The 15,554-nt window shown below is 67.2% G+C and carries 16 protein-coding genes; 6 read left to right on the forward strand and 10 right to left on the reverse strand.

Annotated elements, in window-relative coordinates; all coding sequences use genetic code 11:
* From ACWDTP_RS31090 to ACWDTP_RS31115, 6 genes are all read right to left on the reverse strand, one after another.
* Positions 1-1,131: AMP-binding protein (locus ACWDTP_RS31090; protein ID WP_450027054.1), on the reverse strand; the 1,131-nt coding region annotated here is incomplete at its 3' end.
* A gap of 9 nt (positions 1,132-1,140) precedes the next feature.
* Complete coding sequence (locus tag ACWDTP_RS31095) at positions 1,141-2,388, reverse strand: amidohydrolase family protein (RefSeq protein ID WP_450027055.1); 1,248 nt, start codon at positions 2,386-2,388, stop codon at positions 1,141-1,143.
* Between the two features lies 1 nt (position 2,389).
* The gene (locus ACWDTP_RS31100; RefSeq protein ID WP_450027057.1) at positions 2,390-3,211 is read right to left on the reverse strand and encodes an enoyl-CoA hydratase; all 822 of its coding nucleotides are present in this window, start codon (positions 3,209-3,211) and stop codon (positions 2,390-2,392) included.
* A 97-nt stretch (positions 3,212-3,308) separates the two neighbouring features.
* Complete coding sequence (locus ACWDTP_RS31105; protein ID WP_450027059.1) at positions 3,309-4,316, reverse strand: dihydrodipicolinate synthase family protein; 1,008 nt, start codon at positions 4,314-4,316, stop codon at positions 3,309-3,311.
* A gap of 10 nt (positions 4,317-4,326) precedes the next feature.
* The gene (locus tag ACWDTP_RS31110) at positions 4,327-5,124 is read right to left on the reverse strand and encodes an SDR family NAD(P)-dependent oxidoreductase (protein ID WP_450027061.1); all 798 of its coding nucleotides are present in this window, start codon (positions 5,122-5,124) and stop codon (positions 4,327-4,329) included.
* Between the two features lie 13 nt (positions 5,125-5,137).
* The gene (locus ACWDTP_RS31115; protein ID WP_450027062.1) at positions 5,138-5,899 is read right to left on the reverse strand and encodes a crotonase/enoyl-CoA hydratase family protein; all 762 of its coding nucleotides are present in this window, start codon (positions 5,897-5,899) and stop codon (positions 5,138-5,140) included.
* Between the two features lie 260 nt (positions 5,900-6,159).
* Between ACWDTP_RS31115 and ACWDTP_RS31120 the strand changes: the two genes are divergently transcribed.
* Entirely contained in the window at positions 6,160-6,921 is a 762-nt protein-coding gene (locus tag ACWDTP_RS31120; RefSeq protein ID WP_450027063.1) for a TetR/AcrR family transcriptional regulator, read from the forward strand.
* A gap of 70 nt (positions 6,922-6,991) precedes the next feature.
* On the opposite strand, the gene ACWDTP_RS31125 is transcribed toward ACWDTP_RS31120, so the two are convergent.
* Genes ACWDTP_RS31125 through ACWDTP_RS31135 form a run of 3 tightly spaced genes read right to left on the reverse strand, consistent with a single transcriptional unit; the run spans position 6,992 to position 9,847 of the window.
* Positions 6,992-8,173, reverse strand: coding sequence for a thiolase family protein (locus ACWDTP_RS31125; RefSeq protein ID WP_450027064.1), 1,182 nt, complete (start codon positions 8,171-8,173; stop codon positions 6,992-6,994).
* A 53-nt stretch (positions 8,174-8,226) separates the two neighbouring features.
* Entirely contained in the window at positions 8,227-9,093 is an 867-nt protein-coding gene (locus tag ACWDTP_RS31130; RefSeq protein WP_450027065.1) for an enoyl-CoA hydratase/isomerase family protein, read from the reverse strand.
* Positions 9,083-9,847 (reverse strand): FadR/GntR family transcriptional regulator, encoded by a 765-nt coding sequence (locus ACWDTP_RS31135; protein WP_450027066.1) that lies wholly within the window; start codon positions 9,845-9,847, stop codon positions 9,083-9,085. The genes ACWDTP_RS31130 and ACWDTP_RS31135 overlap by 11 nt, the downstream gene beginning before the upstream one ends.
* Before the next feature lie 108 nt (positions 9,848-9,955).
* Between ACWDTP_RS31135 and ACWDTP_RS31140 the strand changes: the two genes are divergently transcribed.
* From ACWDTP_RS31140 to ACWDTP_RS31160, 5 genes are read left to right on the forward strand one after another with little or no spacing between them, the layout of a single operon-like run.
* Positions 9,956-10,750 (forward strand): enoyl-CoA hydratase/isomerase family protein, encoded by a 795-nt coding sequence (locus ACWDTP_RS31140; protein WP_450027067.1) that lies wholly within the window; start codon positions 9,956-9,958, stop codon positions 10,748-10,750.
* A 9-nt stretch (positions 10,751-10,759) separates the two neighbouring features.
* A complete protein-coding gene (locus tag ACWDTP_RS31145; RefSeq protein WP_450027068.1) occupies positions 10,760-11,563 on the forward strand; it encodes an enoyl-CoA hydratase/isomerase family protein in 804 nt (267 codons plus the stop codon).
* Positions 11,563-12,336, forward strand: coding sequence for an enoyl-CoA hydratase/isomerase family protein (locus ACWDTP_RS31150; RefSeq protein WP_450027069.1), 774 nt, complete (start codon positions 11,563-11,565; stop codon positions 12,334-12,336). Before ACWDTP_RS31145 ends, ACWDTP_RS31150 begins: the two co-directional genes overlap by 1 nt.
* The gene (locus tag ACWDTP_RS31155; RefSeq protein ID WP_450027070.1) at positions 12,336-13,784 is read left to right on the forward strand and encodes a class I adenylate-forming enzyme family protein; all 1,449 of its coding nucleotides are present in this window, start codon (positions 12,336-12,338) and stop codon (positions 13,782-13,784) included. Before ACWDTP_RS31150 ends, ACWDTP_RS31155 begins: the two co-directional genes overlap by 1 nt.
* Complete coding sequence (locus ACWDTP_RS31160) at positions 13,777-15,213, forward strand: class I adenylate-forming enzyme family protein (protein WP_450027071.1); 1,437 nt, start codon at positions 13,777-13,779, stop codon at positions 15,211-15,213. The genes ACWDTP_RS31155 and ACWDTP_RS31160 overlap by 8 nt, the downstream gene beginning before the upstream one ends.
* A 23-nt stretch (positions 15,214-15,236) precedes the next feature.
* Here ACWDTP_RS31160 and ACWDTP_RS31165 read toward each other — a convergent pair.
* Positions 15,237-15,554, reverse strand: a 318-nt coding sequence (locus ACWDTP_RS31165) for a CoA transferase (RefSeq protein ID WP_450027072.1), incomplete at its 5' end; no start/stop codon positions are given.

Genomic DNA, 15,554 nt, shown 5'->3' on the forward strand with positions numbered 1-15,554 from the left:
CTGGTCGCCGGGATGCAGGAAGCGGGAATAGTCGTCGGCGAGCACCAGTCCACCGGCCCGCAGTTGGAAGGTCTCCGCGGTCGGGGTTTCACGCCTGGTGTGGCCGAAGCCCATATTGCCGGTCTCTGAGGAGCCGAATCCGTTGATGATGGTGATCTGCGGAATGTATTCCAGAAGTGCCCGTTGATGTTTCGGGTTGGTGGCCGCCCCGCCAGTGCCGATCGCGAACATCGCGGACAGGTCGTAGGAGCGCAGGCCCAGCTCCTCCACCAGTGGTGCGGCGTAGGCGTCTCCGACCATGGTCATCAACCCGATCTTCTCGCGTTGCGCGGTTTCGAGTACCGCGCGCGGGTCGAAACGCCCTTTGGTGTCGTGCAGCACCACGGTCTGCCCGGACAGCAGCCCCGAGAACGCCGTCCACATCCCGGCCGCGTGCATGAGCGGGGACACCGCGAACCAGGGCGGGCCGGCGTTGGCCACCTTCTGGTGGATCTCACTCACCTGATCGTGATCGGCACCGTTCATCGACGACACGTAGATGTCGCCCTGGCGCCACATGACCCCCTTGGGCCGCCCCGTGGTCCCGCCCGTGCAGACCATCAGCAGATCGTCGGGCGATCCGGGGTTGCGCTGCTCGGTCTCCCCCTGTGTCAGAGCGTCTTCCAGGGCGACCGAACCCGGCAGCTCGGCACCGTCGCCGTCGTCGACGCAGATGAACAGCTCGGCCACACCGTGACCGAGCACCTCGGCGAACTTGGCCCCCAGCGAGCGGTGGTAGATCACCGCGCGGGGCCGCAGGTAGGTGAGCAGGTCGGCGACCTCAGCCGGCGAATAGTGATAGTTGACGTTCACCGGGACGGTCCGCGCCTTGAGGCAGCCGATCACCGTCTCCGGGTACAGGTCGTTGTGCATGACGAGAGCGACGACGTCCTGACCGCACTCCCAGCGGTTCAGGTCTCGACGCTCCCGCCGCGCCCCCAGACCGCGGGAGGCCAGGAAGTTCCCCAGCCTGCGGGTCAGCTCGGCTCCCTGCGCGAAGGTGGTGCGGCGGCCGCCGCAGACCGTCATCTCCCGGTCGGGTACCGCATCGGCGATGGCGTCGACGACGGCACCGATCGTCCATTCGGCCATGGACGGGCGCTACGCCGACACCAGACCGGCGACACCGGGCGCGGTCCTGGTCGGGTCCCCGAGCAGTTCAAGGGCATTGTCGCGCATGACCTTCCGGGTGTCCTCGGCGCTGAACTCGGGGAACTGCGGGATATCGGCGGTGAACGTGGTCGGGTCGGCCAGCCCCTCTCCGTGCGGCCAGTCCGAGCCGAACAGGATCTTGTCGACACCGATGGTGTCGGCGAGGAGTTTCACATCGTCCTCATAGTACGGCGCGATCCACACGTTGTTGCGCAACTGCTCGACCGGATCCTCCTTGAAGTGATATGGCGCGTTGTTGGCCGCCTTCTTCAGTCGCTTGATCAGCCGGTAGACGAAGTACGAGCCGTTCTCGATGCTGCACACCTTGAGGGTGGGATGCCGGGTGAACACCTGGTGCACGATCATCGAGGCCATCGTGTCGTGGATCGCGCGGTCGTCCATGATCACCATGTCGAGCGGATCGCGTTTGCCGAATCCCTTGAAGACGCCGCTGCCGCCCCACAACGCCGGGACCGCCATGTACCCGGAGTCGGACAGATGGAAGACCACGGCGACACCGGCCTCGGCCAGCCGGGCCCACACCGGATCATGCACCGGGTCGCCCAGCGACCGCGGCCCGACCTCGCCGGGCACCGGGGCGGGCCGCACACACACCAGCTTGGCGCCACGGCCGATCACGAACTCGGCTTCCCCGACCGCCTTCACCGGATCGGCCAGCGAAATGATCGGCGCCGCAAGGAATCGGCCGTCGGGCCGATCGAATCCCCAGTCCTCGTCCAGCCACAGGTTGAAGGCATGCACCGAGGCCATCGTGGCCTCGACATCGTGTTTGAGCCCCTCCTCCACACCGCAGGCGAATGTCGGCAGCATGAACACGGATTCGAGGCGCTGCCGGTCCAGTACCTTCACCCGGGCGTCGCGGTTCTGATACTCGGGGTGTTCGGAGAGCCGGTCCACCTTCATCAGCGATGCCGGGTCGACACCCTCGGGAATCTCGCCCCGGAACAGCAGGTCCAGGCAGCCCGGTTCGATGATCGGGTCGAACGTCGGGTTGGGGATGAAGTGGTTGACCGTGCCGCCGAACAGCGCCAGGGTCCGTTTACCGTCCTGCACCATCTGCACACCGCGGCTCCTGAATTCCTTCGGCAGGTGCCGGGTGAACGCATCGATCGGCTCGTAGTAGTGATTGTCGACGTCAACGGCGAGGTACGGCAGCCGCTCTGGGGTTTCGGTCATGTCAATCACCTTTCAGGGGTGGGAAATTGGGGGACCGTTTCTCGAAGAATGCGGTGATGCCCTCGATGAGGTCGGGCCGCACCATCGACTCGTGCATCAGTTTCTCGGCCCGGTCACTGACGTCGACGACGTTGTCATTGGCGTCGCCGTAGAGCTGACCCTTGATCACGGCCATCGAGGCCGGGGAGCAGTTGCGGGCCAGGTCTTCGGCGTACTCCAGCGCCCGGGGCAACAGGTCTTGCGGCGCCACAACCTCTTTCACCAGGCCGAGCCGCGCGGCTTCCTCGGCGTGGAAGGTGCGTCCACTCAGCAGCAGGTCGGCCGCGACACCCCAGCCGGCCAGCCTCGGCAGGATCCAGGTGATGCCGTACTCGGCGATCAGACCCCGCCGGGGGAAGGCGGTGGCGAACTTGGCCCCGGCCGCCGCGAACCGGACATCGCACATCAGCGCGTGGGTGAGGCCGATCCCGACGCAGGCGCCGTTGATCGCGGCGACGACGGGTGTGCGCAGCGCCGTCAGGAAGTGCGGATGACGTTCGCCGACGATCTTGCTGACATCGGTGTCGGCTTTGATCGACTCGCCGAGCGCCGCCATGGAGCCCATGTACGCGCCCGCGCAGAATCCCTTGCCGCTGCCGGTCAACACGATCGCCCGCACCGCCGGATCGGCTTCGGCGCGATCGAAACTCGCATACACCCCGGCGGAGATGTCGGCGCCCCACGAGTTCAGCCGTTCCGGCCGGTTGAGCGTGACGATGGCGACGCCGGTCTCGGTGACGTGGTAGCGGACCGCCTCCTCCGTCGCCTGCGCTTCTGCGGTCACGCGGTGTCTCCCAACCGTTCGGGCATACTTACTGTATACCTATCGGTAGTGCATTCTGCAAGCCTGGTATCCGACCGCGACCAGCGCAAAGCCGATGTCAGGAGTCGATCAGACCGAGCTTCCGGTACGCCGCTTCGATCTGATCCTTCGCCGCCTGCGGCAGCTGCGCCTGCGGCGGCCGGGAATGCGGGTAGTCACCGATCGGCAGCCCCAGCACCGAGGCCGCATACTTGAAGGCGCCAGCCCAGTGGGTGAAGTAGTCGGGCCGGCCCGGATAACAGGTGAACCACGGCCCCAGGTCCAGCCCGAACCGGTCGAGCCCGGATTCCCGCGCGAAGTCCATGGCCTCGACGAGTTGGTCGGCGTAGACCAGGTCCCAGTACTCGGTGAAGATCTTCCGCCGCGGGGTCTCGTAGAGATACCCCGCGGTGCCCAGTTGGGCCGGGGCGACGATGCCGTCACGCAACCATCCGGCGCGATACACCGTGGTGTCGCATTCCCAGATGACCAGATCCGGTGCGAGTTCGTGCAGCCGACGGCTCGCCGCGGGCCGGAACGCGCCCTCCTTGGTGGCGCACACCGCCGGGATCGCCTCGGCGATCCGGGCGCTTTCCTCCGGCGTCAGCACATAGCCCGAGGACGGTGAGTTGAACATGCCCAGCGCGATATCGGTCCGATCGGCGATGTAGCGAAAGAACCGGAGCACCCCTTCGCCACCGTGGGTTTCCATCATCGGGGTCTGGATGTAGACGATGTCCGCGCCGGCCTGCTGCGCATGCCGGGTGAGCTCGAGGCAGTCCTTGGCCGAGGTCGCCGCCGTACAGGACTGCACCACGACGTCCGGGGCGGCCCGGCGTCCCTCCTGGACGGCGACTTCCAGCAGGCGCTTGCGCTCGTCGATGGTCAGCGCCCAGAACTCGGCCAAACCGCTGGTACACCAGAGCATCTGGTGTCCGAGGTCGCCGACGCAGTAGCGCACCAGGTCGCGGTAGGCGGCCCAGTCGATATGGTCACCATCGGTGCCGCACAACGGGGTGTAGAGCGAATCCCCGATACCCCGCAGGGCCGTTCCGGCCCACTCCCGAGCTTCGGCCGCCGTCGCCATACCGCACTCCTCAGATGAAGTCTGAACCGCCGTCCACGTTGACGTTCGCACCGGTCATGTACGAGTTGCGCCGCGAGGCCAGGAACGCGGCGACCGGCCCGACCTCGCCGGGCATTCCGGCCCGGGGCAGATGTGCCGGATGGCCGAAATGCTCGCCGATGGCGGTCATCAGCCGGTACGGGTCGCTGCCGTCGACGCCGACCGAATCCGCCCACGCCAGCAGCGCTTCCGACGAGACACTGCCCGGTGAGACCACGTTGACCAGGATCTGGTCGGGCGCCAGCGACAGCGAGAGATTCTTCGAGACGCTGTTGAGCGCCGACTTGGCCGCCGTGTAGGCCGGCAGACGCGCACTCTGCCGCTGCGTGGAGTGCGCCGAGAAGTTGACGATCCGGGCCCATCGCGCCTTGCGCAGCAACGGCAGAGCGGCCCGCACACACCGCACCATGCCCATCAGCCCGGCGTCGAACGCCTGCTGCCACTGATCGTCGGTGAGCTGTTCGAAGTTTCCCGCCGCACCGGGCCCGACCGTGTTGACCAGTGCGTTGAGTTCACCCGACCAGCGCTCCCCGATCTGGGCGAACGCCCGCTCGACCTGGGCCGGGTCGCCGGTATCGGCGACGACGGCCACCGCATCCGGGCTGCCCCTGCGGGCCAGGTCCGCCACGGCCGCATCCAGGGCGCCCGCGGATCTGCCGACGACGGCCACCCGTGCGCCGTCATCGGCGAGGCACTGCGCGGTGGCCAAACCCATCCCGCGGGCACCGCCGACGACAACGGTGGCCGCGTCCCGCAATCCGAGATCCATCGCGAATCGGTTCTCAGGAACCGGTCCAGTTGGGTGCGCGCTTCTCGGCGAATGCCGTCGCACCCTCGATCGCATCCTTAGACGAGAACACCGGGGTGATCAACTCCCCCTGTTTGCTCCACATCTCATCCTCGGGCCAGCCCGCCGATTTGGTGATGATCTCCTTGGTCACCGCCACCGCCAGCGGGCCGTTCGCCGTGATGCGCTCGGCCAGCTCGACCGCCCCGGCCAACGCCTCGCCCGGCTCGGTCAGTTTGTTGACGAATCCCCACGCCGCGGCCTCCTCGGCGGTGAAGTTGTCGCCGGTGAGGGCCAACTCCAGGGCCTTCTGATAGGGGATGCGCTTGGGCAGCCGCAGCAGCCCGCCACCCGCGGCGACCAGGCCACGTTTGACCTCGGGGATGCCGAACTTGGCCGCCTTGGATGCCACCACCAGATCGGTGGCGAGCACGATCTCGGTGCCGCCGGCCAGCGCATAGCCCTCGACCGCGGCGATGAGCGGTTTGCGGGGCGGCCGCTCGGTGAAGCCGATGCCGCGGCCGGGTACATGGGGCAGCTCACCGGAGGCGAATGCCTTGAGATCCATGCCCGCGCAGAAGTTGCCGCCCGCCCCGGTGATGATCGCCACCGACAGATCCTGAGTGCCGTCGAGTTCGTCCACGGCATCGGCCAGTCCCTGGGCCACCGCGAGGTTGAACGCATTGCGCGCTTCCGGACGATTGATCGTGATGATGAGCGTCCTACCCTGGCGCTCCCGCAGAACTACCTCCGACATCGCTGTCCCTTCACTCGCGGCCGAATACCCCGGAAAACCCTACTATAGGGATTACAGTAATAACCCGAATCCTGGGCCGGCGCTGCCGAGCGACGGCTCAGGGTCGAGTGTAGAGCGGAGCGACGGGATGGCTACCGGTAAGGTTGACGGTGACAACACCCGACGACACGCGCACATAGGTGCAGTTCAGGCGGTAGCCGACGGTAAATTCGGTGGCGTAGGCCCGCGGCGCGAGAACTGCTCCGGCAGTATCGACCTTGATGGAGGTGCCCGTAGTGGCAAAGCAACCGACCGCCGTGAAACGCCAACGGCGCGAACGCGGTTCCATCAATCCCGAAGACATCATCAAAGGTGCGTTCGAGCTTGCCGAGCAGGTCTCGATCGACAATCTGAGCATGCCGTTGCTGGGCAAGCATCTCGGGGTCGGCGTCACGAGCATCTACTGGTACTTCCGCAAGAAGGACGACCTGCTCAATGCGATGACCGACCGTGCGCTGCGGGAGTTCGTCGTCGCGACCCCCTACGTCGAAGCCAGGGACTGGCGGGAATCCTTGGCCAACCACGCCCGGTCCATGCGAAAAGCCTTCATGGGCAATCCCATTCTGTGTGACCTGGTGCTGATCCGCTCGGCGCTCAGCGCCAGGGCCGCCCGCCTGGGTGTACAGGAGATGGAGACCGCCATCGCAGGCCTGGTCGAGGCCGGGCTTTCGGTCGAGGACGCATTCGACACCTATTCGGCGGTGTCGGTGCATGTCCGCGGATCGGTGGTGCTGCACCGCCTCTACGAGAAGAACCGGGCCAACGACAACGCGCCGGGCGATTACGAGGAGACCATGGTGATCGACCGGGAGGTCACGCCGCTGCTCGCCCAGGTCACCGGGGAGGGGCACCGGATCGGCGCCGCGGACGAGAAGAACTTCGAGTACGGCCTGAAGTGCATCCTCGATCACGCCGCCGGCCAGATCGAGGCGAGCGCCGGAAAGCCCAAGAAGGCCGCCCGGCGCAAGGCCGCCGCCAGCTGAGCCGAATGTGAGGTTGTTGTCGAGGAATCATTGATTTCTCGACAACAACCTCACATTCGGCACGTCAGACCTACACCTCGACGACGACCGCACCACCCTGACCGCCGCCTGCGCACATCGCGGCCACCCCGATACCGCCGCCGCTGCGCTGCAGTTCGTAGACCAGCGTGGTGACCATGCGAGCGCCTGACGCCGAAATCGGATGACCCAGGCTGCAGCCGCTGCCGGAGAAGTTCACCTTCTCCTCGTCGAGGCCGTACTCGCGGCAGGCCGCGATCGGCACCGAGGCGAATGCCTCGTTGATCTCCCACAGCGCCACATCGGACGGCCGCAGCCCGGCCCGCTCCAGCACTTTGCCGATCACCTTGACACCGCCAAGCCCGGTATCACGTGCCGGGACACCGACAGAAGCCCAGGCCTTGACCGTGGCCAGCACACTCAGGTTCTCGGCCGCGGCGTAATCCGCGTCGACCAACGCGACAGCAGCGGCAGCATCGTTGGTGCCGCTGCTGTTGCCCGCGGTGATGGAGAACCCGTCGATCTCCGGGTGCAGGACTTTGAGGCCGGCCAGTTTCTCGGCCGTGGTGTCGCGGCGCGGGTGCTCGTCGACGGTGAACTCGGTCACCGAACCGTCCGGCTGGGCCACCTTGAGCGGCACGATCTCGTCGACGAACTTGCCGGCGTCGATCGCCGCGACCGCACGTTGGTGCGAACGCGCGGCCCAGGCGTCCATCTCCTCGCGCGTGATACCGGCGGCCTGCGCGGTGTTCCAGCCGACGGTGATCGACATGTCGCGCATGGGGGCGTCCGGAGTCTCGACGTGGGTCGGCGTCATCCAGGGCTCGATGAACTCGATCTCCGGCCCGAACCCGGGTACCCGCCACTTGACCAGCGGCGACATCGACAGTGACTGCACACCGCCGGCGACGACCACGCGTTCCATCCCGGAACCGATCTGCGCCGACGCGTTGCCGATCGCGGTCAGCGAGCCCGCACAATGGCGGTTGACGGCCTGGCCCGGCACCGACTGCCAGCCGAGCGCGTCGGCGGCATAGCGGGCCAGATCGCCCCCGCCGTAGTTGGATTCGGCGAAGATCAGATCGTCGATGGCTTCCGGAGCGATACCCGCGCGGCGCACCACCTCGGGCAGCACCGTGGTGATGAGGGTTTCGGGCGGGGTGTTGACCAGGGCGCCCTTGAAGGAGCGGCCGATGGCGGTGCGGGCGGCGCCCACGATGACGGGTGTTCCCATGAGATCCAACCTTTACGATTTACGCGTTTGATGTAACGGTACCAGGTTCCGGGTCACTGCGGTTCGGGCACGTGGAAATGTTCGTCGCGCAGCCGGAACGCCTCCTTGGTCCCGTGCTCGGCGCGGGTCTTGACAAAGTTGAACTCGCCCGGGGAGAACTGCAGGTTGGTGCCGTAGGCGTGGAACAGGTAGCCGGCGACCTCCTCGCCCTGGTAGGCCTGGCTCTGCTCGACGAGCCGGAACGCCTCCTTGGCGATCACCACGCCGTCGGCGGGCATCTTCGACGCCTTCTGCGCCCAGTACCGGGCCCGCGCGGGAACCTGCGCGGCATCACAGGTCTCGGTGAAAATCCCGAGGTGCTCGATCGACCCGGCCTCGACGATGTCGCCGGTCAACAGCATCCGCCGGGCCAGCACCGGGCCCAGCCGGTGGAAGAACATGTGCAGGCTGCCGAGTGCGGGTCCGAGGAACCTGGTGGCCGGCATGCCGATCCTGGTGTCGCGGGCGATCACCGAGATATCGGTCATCAACGCCAGCTCGAATCCGCCGCCCAGCGCGTACCCGCCGATCTCGCCGACCGTGACCTTCGGGAAGCCCATGAAGTTGTGATAGAAGCCGAACGACTTGCGGTCGACGGTCAGGCGACGGCGCTGACTCGGCCGGGACTTCCTCGGCTGTCCTTCTTTCGCGCCGTACCAGCCGTAGGCATTGTTCATATCGGCCCCGGTGCTGAATACGCCTTCGGCGCCGCGCAGTAACACCACGGTGAGATCGTCATCGTCGGCGACGATGTCCAGACAGCGGGCGACCTCATCGCGCATCGCGGCGTCGTACGAGTTGCGCCGCGCGGGATTGTTGAGCGTGATGGTGGCGATGCGGTGGTCCGCATCGACCTCGAACAGCACCCGGTCATCTGTCATTCGAAATCAACCTCGCTTCAATGGTTTTGTCGTTGCCCGCGGCCAGAGTGGTGCGCCGCGCGGCGGAGAGATGGTCGGCGGCCAGGGTGGTCGCCCTGGCCGAGTCGCCGTCGGCGATCGCCTCGAGCAACCGCCGGTGATCGCGCAACGCGGCCCGCATCGTCCTGCGGCTCATCCCTTCGCCCTCACCGGTCCACACCGAGGACTCGTGCGTGGACCAGATCAGCTCCAGCGAACCGATCAGCAGAATCATCGGTTCATTGCCGCACCGGGACACCAACGCCTCGTGGAACCGCCGGGCGTTCGGCACATACTGCGACGCGTCCTCGAACTGCGCTGTCTGCAGGTCAATCTCGGCCAGCAGATAGGGCACCACCTCGGTCCCTCGATCCGCCCGGTCCGCACACATCCCCGCGCAGATCGGTTCCAGGCGCAGCAGGGCCTCACTCACGTCGGCGGGCGTGGCGGCGCGGGTCTGCAGCACCATGCCGAGCATGTGCGCGGTGCGGTCGGCCGACGGCATCCGCACCACGGCGCCGCCGACGTTTCCGCGACGCACCGAGATCAACCCGTCGGTCTCCAGCAGATGAACGGCCTCGCGCAAGGCGGGCGGGCTGACCCCGAACTCGCCGAACAGGCTCTCCTGGGTGGGCAGGATGTCGCCCTCACGCAGGCGACCGGACAGGATGTCGTCGCGCAGCTTGGACGCCACGATCTCGGCCACCCGAGGTTGGCGTATCCGATCTGCCGGCACAGCACCCTCCACCGTTCCGTCGACGGCCTTTCCTTGCTAACTTGTACAGGATAGCAATCGCATCGTCTACTGTATGGGCAACTGTATGGCTACGGGAGGCGGATCCGGGTGAGCGACGACGCGCTGTCGACGTCCAGGGACGGGGCCGTCCTGCACATCACTCTCGACCGGCCGTCGCGGCGCAATTCCTTGAATCACAGCATGATCGACAGCATGGTCGCCACGTTGTCTGCGGCCGCCTACGACGACTCGCTGCGGGCCGTCGCCATCACCGGAACCGGTAAGGACTTCTGCGCGGGGGCCGACTGGGTCGCCACCAACAGCACCGGGCAGCGCCCACGCACCGGTGATCTGGTCCGGCGGGTCCCGCACACCGCGCACCGGATCATCGAACTGATCGCCACCATCCAACTGCCGGTGGTGTGCGCGGTGCGCGGCTGGGCGGTGGGTCTCGGCTGCAACCTGGCCCTGGCCGCCGACTTCACGATCGCCGACACCGAAGCCACGTTCTGGGAGCCGTTCATGAGCCGCGGTTTCACCCCGGACTCCGGGGCGAGTTGGCTTCTACCGCGGCTGGCCGGGGTGGCGCGGGCCAAGCGCATGCTGCTGCTCGGTGAAAAGGTCGACGGGACGCAGGCCGCCGACTGGGGGATGATCCACGGCGCGGTACCGGCAGGCGACCTGGACGCGGCGGTCGATCAACTCCTGACCCGGCTGGCCGCCGGGCCGACCGTGGCGATCGGGCTGGCCAAACGGGCGATCGCCCACGGCCAGCATTCGAGCCTGACCGAGTCCATGAACCAGGAGCTGTCCAACCTGGAACTCTCCTGCCGCAGCGCTGATTTCAAGGAAGGCCTGGCCGCGTTCCGGGAACGTCGCGACCCGGACTTCCAGGGCCGATGAAAGGTATCCATGACCTACGACACGATCAAGTACGAGGTGGACGGTCACAAGGCCACCATCACGATGAACCGGCCCGACGCGCTCAACGCGCTGTCCCCGCACATGATCACCGAACTGCGGGCCGCGTATGCCGAAGCCGAGAATGACGACAACATCTGGCTGATGATCGTCACCGCCACCGGACGGGCGTTCTGCACCGGCGCCGACGTCAAGGAGATCCCCGGCGACGGCAAGGTCCTCAACGAGCGGCCCTACCTGTCCACCTACGAGCAGTGGGAGGCCCCGCAGGAGGGCACCCCGCCGTTTCGCACGATGGCCAAGCCGGTCGTGGTGGCGATCAACGGAATCTGCTGCGGTGCCGGGCTGGACTGGGTCACCACCGGCGATATCGTGATCGCCTCGGACAAGGCGACGTTCTTCGACCCGCATGTGAGCATCGGCCTGGTCGCCGCCCGCGAGATGGTGCGGTTGGCCAGGGCGCTCCCACGCTCGGTGGCACTGCGGATGGCGTTGATGGGCAAGCACGAACGCATGACCGTCGAGCGCGCCTACGAGCTCGGGCTGATTACCGAGATCGTCGAACACGACAAGCTGCTCGAACGGGCCAACGAGATCGCCGACACGGTGAATCTCAATGCGCCGCTGGCCGTCCGGGGAACCCGGCTGGCCATCCACAAAACCCTGGATCTGCCGCTGCACGAGGGCGAGATCCTGGCCGAGACGTTCCGTGAGCGGGTGGTCCGCACCGAGGACGCGCTGGAGGGCCCGCGGGCTTTCACCGAAAAGCGCAAGCCCAACTGGCAGGCGCGCTGATGGACACCATTCTTCTGGAGACCGACCGCGTCACTCGTGTCGCCACGGTGACGCTGAACCGGCCCGAATCGCTGAACTCGTTCAACCGCACCATGTGCACCGAGATGCGCGATGCCTGGCATGCCATCAAGGACGACGAGGCAATCAACGCTGTGGTGCTGCGGGCCGCGGGCGACCGAGCGTTCAGCGCCGGGCTGGACGTGAGGTCCAGTTACGGACAGCCCGAGATCGTGTGGAATCACGAGGATCCCGGTGAACTGCTCAGCCCCAAGTGGCAGAAAATGTGGAAGCCGGTGGTGTGCGCCGTGCAGGGCATGTGCACCGCGGGGGCGCTGTACTTCGTCAACGAGGCCGATGTGGTGATCTGCTCGCAGGAGGCCACATTCTTCGATTCCCATGTCAGTGCCGGACTGGTGTCGGCATTGGAGCCGATCGGCCTGATGCGCCGGGTCGGGCTCGGTGACACGCTGCGGATGGCGTTGATGGGCAACGACGAACGGGTGGGAGCCGACACCGCACTGCGGATCGGGCTGGTCACCGAGGTGGTGACCAGGGATCGGCTGTGGGACCGCGCTCAGGAGATCGCCGCCACCATCGCCGCCAAGCCGCCGACCGCCACCCAGGGCACCGTGAAGGCCATCTGGGAATCCCTGGACAAGCCCTACCGGGCCGCCATGGACCAGGGCCTCATCTACACCCGGCTGGGCAACCCGATCGCCAAGGCCGAACTCGCCGACCGGCCCCTGGCCAAGACGCCGCCCCGGATCCGTTGATGGCCCATCCGCTTTCACGACGCATCGCCGATGTTCTCGACCTGGATCCGGCCGCACGGGCGATCCAGTACGACGGCCGGTGGCACACCTGGGGCCAGGTCGCAGCGCTGGCGCGGCACCTCGGCGCGGTGTCGTCCGGAACACGGGTCGGGATCATGCTGCGCAATCGACCGGCCCATGTGGCGGCCCTGCTCGGGGTGCTGGCCGCGGGCGGCACCGTCGTGGTGATCAACCCGTCCCGCGGTGACCAGCGCACCCGCGCCGACATCGAATCCCTCGCCCTGCCGGTGCTGATCGGTCTGGCCGAGGACGTCGCGGCCCTGACGACGCCCTCCCCCTCGACCACGACGATTGAGATCTCCGATCTCGACACCGATCCGGTCATCACCCCCGCCAGGAGCCCGTCCGACGACGTCGGGCGTCCGGGTGTCGCGGTGTGGATGCTGACCAGCGGCACCACCGGCCCACCCAAACGGGTCGATCTGACCTATGACATGCTGGCCCGCAGCGTCATCGGTCGTGATCCCGAGAATGCCCCGGCACCAACCGAACTGCGGCGCGGGGTGGCGATCGTCAACTCCCCGCTGGTGCATGTCGGCGGGGTGTTCCGGGTGCTGCTGTGTGTCGCCGAGGCCCGGCCATTGGTGCTACTGCCCAAATTCGAGCTTCAGCGCTGGGCCGACGCCGTCCGCGAGCACCGGCCGCGGGCGGTGTCACTGGTGCCGGCCGCACTGCGCATGGTGCTGCACTCCGAACTCACCCGCGACGACCTCACCGGTATCCGCGCGGTCACCTCCGGTACCGCGCCGCTGTCGGCCGACGATGCCGACGCCTTCACCGAGAAGTTCGGCATCCCGGTGCTGACCTCGTACGCCGCCACCGAATTCGGCGGCGGGGTGGCCGGCTGGACCCTCGCCGACCACCAGAAGTACTGGAAAGACAAACGCGGCAGTGTGGGCCGGGCCAATCCGGGGGCACGCCTGCGGGTCGTGGACGACGACGGCAATCCACTCGGGCCGGACGCGCAGGGTCTCCTCGAAGTGATACCGGCGCAGCTGGGCGCGGGCGCCGAGTGGATGCGCACCACCGACCTGGCGCGGATCGATGCCGACGGCTTTGTGTGGATTCTCGGCCGCGCCGACCAGGCCATCATCCGGGGCGGTTTCAAGGTGATGCCCGACGATATCCGCACGGCACTCGAAAGCCACCCGGCGGTCCGAGGTGCTGCCGTCATCGGAAGGCCCGACGACCGACTGGGCGAGACCCCGGTCGCCATGGTGGAACTGCATGGCGCCGTCAGCGAGGCGGAGCTGACCGACTTCCTACAGGCGAGGTTGGCCCGCTACGAGATTCCCACCGAGATCTCGATCGTCGACACGATCCCCCGAACCCCCTCGGGTAAGGCCGATCTCGGCGCAGTCCGCGAACACTTCTCAGCCGGTGTCTGATTCGCCGGCCGCATTGCTGCGCGAGCGCGGGGATCACCCACTGCTCGTCTGCGACGGGGAGCGGATCAGTTACGCCGAGGCCGATGTGCGGTCGGCGGCGGTGGCCCGTGGCCTGATCGGGCTCGGTGCCGGCAAGGGCACCCACGTCGGGCTGCTGTACCCCAACGGTGTCGACTTCGTGGTGGCCATGCTGGCCGCGGCGAGAATCGGCGCCGTGGTGGTCCCGTACTCCACCTTCCTGACCGCGGCCGAGCTGCAGACCCAGTTGTGCGACAGCGATACCGCGATCCTGCTGGCAGCGCGCGGCTACCGCAATCACGACTACGTCGAGCGCCTGGCCGCTGTCGACGCCCCGGGTCTGCGGCATACGCTGTTCGAGATGCCACACGCCGACGAGCCGCCGCTGGCCGAGCTGGAAGACGCGGTGGACGGCGACGACCCGATGTCGATCATCTACACCTCCGGCTCCACCGGGTCCCCGAAAGGTGCGGTGCACACCCATGCATCGCTGATCGAGCATCAACGCCACCTCAACCGCATCCGCGGGCTGACCTCGGCCGACACCCTGTTCTGCAACTCACCGTTCTTCTGGATCGGCGGTTTCGCGTTCGGGCTGCTGGCCACGATGGTCGCCGGTGCCACGCTGGTCTGTTCGAACGCCACCGACCCGGCCGCCACACTCGACCTGCTGGAGGCCGAGCAGCCCACCCTGACCAACGGATTCGCTGCGGGCATCGCACATCTGGCCCGCCATCCCAGTTACCCCACCCGTCGATTCTCGGCCCGCCGCGGCAACCTGTACGCGATCATGGACCCGACCGTCCGGCCCGCCGATCCCGAACTGCGCCACAACATGTTGGGTATGACCGAGGCCGGCAGCATCGTGTCGATCGACGGGGACGAGCGCGATCAGCCCGAACACCGTCGAGGCTCCTACGGCAGGCCCGCGCCGGGTGTCGAGACGAAAGTACTGGACTCGGCCGAACTCTGTATCCGTGGACCCAACGTCATGCAGGGTTACTACGGCCGCGGCCGCGAAGAGTGTTTCGACGCCGACGGCTGGTTTCACACGGGTGACCTGGTCCGCGTCGATCACGACGGGTTCCTCTACTTTCTGGGCCGGGCCGGCGCGATGATCAAGACGTCAGGGGCCAATGTGACACCGGCGGAGGTCGAGACGGCCCTGGCGGCAATGGGATTCACCGCGCACGTACTCGGAGTGCCCGATGACGAGCGCGGGCAGCTGGTCGCGGCCGTCATCGTCACCGACGAGCCCGTCGATCTGGCCGCGGTGCGGGCCGGGCTGCGATCACGTCTCTCGGCGTACAAGGTTCCGCGATTGTTCGCCTCGCGCCGGCCCGCCGATCTGCCGATGCTCTCCAGCGGGAAGGTCGATATGACCGCGCTGGCGCGACTTTTCGATCGCTGACCGGGCGCCCCGACGGGGACGACTCACACGATCGCGTCGTCCCGAAGCTTCGCGATCTCGTCGGCGTCGTAACCCAGCTCGCCCAGCACCTCGCCGGTGTGCTCACCGAGCAGCGGAGCACGACGACGGATCGTGCCGGGTGTCGCCGACATCCGGAACGGGGTTTCGACGATCGGCACATCACGGGCCGCGCCGGGGAAGGCCACCCGCTGCAGGTAGCCCATCGCCCGCACATGTGGGTCGTCCAGCACATCCTGGGTGGAATGCAGCGGCGCGGCAGGCATTCTCGCCTTTTCCAACAGGTCCAGCACCTCGACCTTGGTCTTGTCGGCGCACCACCG

Source organism: Mycobacterium sp. NPDC003449, assembly GCF_053588415.1.

Bases quoted from the DNA above. Each gene is read 5' to 3' on its own strand.
- ACWDTP_RS31095 (WP_450027055.1), bottom strand. From the start codon at position 2,388: ATGACCGAAACCCCAGAGCGGCTGCCGTACCTCGCCGTTGACGTCGAC.
- ACWDTP_RS31105 (WP_450027059.1), bottom strand. From the start codon at position 4,316: ATGGCGACGGCGGCCGAAGCTCGGGAGTGGGCCGGAACGGCCCTGCGG.
- ACWDTP_RS31110 (WP_450027061.1), bottom strand. From the start codon at position 5,124: ATGGATCTCGGATTGCGGGACGCGGCCACCGTTGTCGTCGGCGGTGCC.
- ACWDTP_RS31115 (WP_450027062.1), bottom strand. From the start codon at position 5,899: ATGTCGGAGGTAGTTCTGCGGGAGCGCCAGGGTAGGACGCTCATCATC.
- ACWDTP_RS31120 (WP_450027063.1), top strand. From the start codon at position 6,160: ATGGAGGTGCCCGTAGTGGCAAAGCAACCGACCGCCGTGAAACGCCAA.
- ACWDTP_RS31125 (WP_450027064.1), bottom strand. From the start codon at position 8,173: ATGGGAACACCCGTCATCGTGGGCGCCGCCCGCACCGCCATCGGCCGC.
- ACWDTP_RS31130 (WP_450027065.1), bottom strand. From the start codon at position 9,093: ATGACAGATGACCGGGTGCTGTTCGAGGTCGATGCGGACCACCGCATC.
- ACWDTP_RS31145 (WP_450027068.1), top strand. From the start codon at position 10,760: ATGACCTACGACACGATCAAGTACGAGGTGGACGGTCACAAGGCCACC.
- ACWDTP_RS31150 (WP_450027069.1), top strand. From the start codon at position 11,563: ATGGACACCATTCTTCTGGAGACCGACCGCGTCACTCGTGTCGCCACG.
- ACWDTP_RS31155 (WP_450027070.1), top strand. From the start codon at position 12,336: ATGGCCCATCCGCTTTCACGACGCATCGCCGATGTTCTCGACCTGGAT.